At 41.0% G+C, this 1,763-nt stretch carries 3 protein-coding genes and 1 pseudogene; all 4 read left to right on the top strand.

Annotation, left to right across the window (positions count from 1 at the left end; genetic code table 11):
- Window positions 1–204 (top strand): annotated as a pseudogene (locus INT03_RS14850) (hypothetical protein); the annotation flags it as partial.
- Window positions 108–443 carry a transposase gene (locus INT03_RS15090; RefSeq protein ID WP_413469138.1) on the top strand — a complete coding sequence of 112 codons (336 nt, stop codon included), beginning with the start codon at window positions 108–110 and terminating at the stop codon, window positions 441–443. The pseudogene INT03_RS14850 and the gene INT03_RS15090, both read left to right, overlap by 97 nt.
- Before the next feature lie 70 nt (window positions 444–513).
- Window positions 514–1,290 carry a lysozyme inhibitor LprI family protein gene (locus INT03_RS00715; protein ID WP_193007179.1) on the top strand — a complete coding sequence of 259 codons (777 nt, stop codon included), beginning with the start codon at window positions 514–516 and terminating at the stop codon, window positions 1,288–1,290.
- 72 nt (window positions 1,291–1,362) lie between these two features.
- Window positions 1,363–1,728, top strand: a complete 366-nt coding sequence (locus tag INT03_RS00710) for an REP-associated tyrosine transposase (RefSeq protein WP_193007178.1) — start codon at window positions 1,363–1,365, stop codon at window positions 1,726–1,728.
- Window positions 1,729–1,763 lie beyond the last annotated feature (35 nt).

The raw sequence follows: 1,763 nt of genomic DNA, 5'->3' as shown, positions 1-1,763 counted from the left end.
GATGAAAGCGGCTTTGAGTCTGAAACCATTCGTTCTCATGGCTATGCACCTATTGGAACCCCTTGCATCGATAGTTACAACTGGCAAGGTAAAAACGAACCAACGTTATTGGTGCTCTCTATGACAAGACGCTGTTTGCACTCGATTACTTTGAGAAGAACATCAATGGCGATATCTTCTATAACTGGTGCAAAGACACGCTAATACCAAGCCTTAAAACTAAATGCGTGATTGTCATGGATAACGCTAGCTTTCACAAACGCGTTCAGAGACTGCTCAATAGACATGGTCATCGCTTGTTATTTCTACCGCCGTACAGTCCCGATTTAAACCCTATTGAGAAAAAATGGGCACAGGCTAAATTTCTACGCCAAGGATGGATGGAGAATAATCTACCTAAACTATTTCATAATATGGGTTGTACTAATTTTATTGTGGATTGACTATAGCAAATAAAATACTCCCCTATAATTTTTATGTTTCAAAACACGTATTTTAAACAGAGAGAGCCGCATGAAACTATTCAACTTTACCACCCTAACCGCTATCGGTCTTCTAAGTTCTAGTCTACTCGCCATGCCAGCTTTTTCGGCCAGCTTTGATTGCAGTAAAGCCAGTACCTGGATCGAAAAAACGGTCTGTAGTAACTCTGAGCTATCACAACTTGATGAGAATATGGCAAAAAAATATAAAGCCGAGTTAGCGAGTGCTGATAATGAGGACTATAGCCAAAATCATAGAGTTATCACTAAAAATGCTCAGCGGCAATGGTTGAAGTTTCAGCGAAACACTTGCCAAAGCGAAGCCTGCCTCATTAGAGAATATCAAGAATATCTAGGTAAAAAGAGTCTCAATGGCGTAACTTGGGGCGATGCAGAAAGCTTAAGCGCTTCTGAGCTACCCAATAAAACAGCCTTTGGTAAATTTGCCACTACGGTAAATATCTCCATGTATAACCCGGATACTCAGCGCTGGGAAGATACGGGTAAGGTAACCAATGCAGTTTCTATTCATAAAGTTTCTGACAAACCTTATCTTGCCATCATTGATGGAGATTTAATTTTCACCAATGCTCATTCGTGCAGTCTCGATAATGAAAAAGCCATGTGGTCAGAGAACCATTGGGTATTAAACGATTATCAAGCGGGTAAGACCGTTGAGCTGCGTTTATATCCGGCCATCTATCAAGGCAAAACTCAGCTGTTATTCAAAGATATCAATAACGACTACCGAGAGTCGCGCTGCGGTATGCGTGGTTATTTTGATGGGATTGTTATGGATAATAAATGAGGGAGAAGTGTTTTGTAGGGTGGGTTAGCGGTAGCGTAACCCACCATTATTGATAATAAAAACAAAAAAACTATGCCAAATTATATTAGAAACAGAAACTCTGGAGCCACCTACTTTTTTACTATTAATTTGCATGACCGTCAGAGCAATTTGCTCATCACACAGGTCAATGAGTTGCGACAGGCTTATCAAAAGGTGCAGCAAAAAATGCCCTTTACCACTGACGCCATCGTCATCTTACCCGATCATATCCATGCGTTATGGACACTACCTGATAATGATACGGACTATCCCACTCGCATCCGCCTATTTAAAAGCCATTTTACCCGCCAGTTATCAGCGCATTTAAAACACACCAATAATCGCAGCCGAAATAGGCAAAAGGAATCAGGCGTTTGGCAAAGACGGTATTGGGAACATACCATTTTAGATGATTGAGAACGAATGGTTTCAGACTCAAAGCCGCTTTCATC

The organism is Psychrobacter sp. PG1, assembly GCF_014897815.1.
In the GTDB taxonomy this organism is placed as follows: domain Bacteria; phylum Pseudomonadota; class Gammaproteobacteria; order Pseudomonadales; family Moraxellaceae; genus Psychrobacter.
The sequence above is the reverse complement of the archived record's forward strand: the minus strand, read 5'-3'. Positions and strand labels throughout refer to the sequence as shown.

Excerpts from the sequence above, each read along its gene's own strand:
- INT03_RS00710 (WP_193007178.1), top strand. The coding sequence starts at position 1,363 with ATGCCAAATTATATTAGAAACAGAAACTCTGGAGCCACCTACTTTTTT.
- INT03_RS00715 (WP_193007179.1), top strand. The coding sequence starts at position 514 with ATGAAACTATTCAACTTTACCACCCTAACCGCTATCGGTCTTCTAAGT.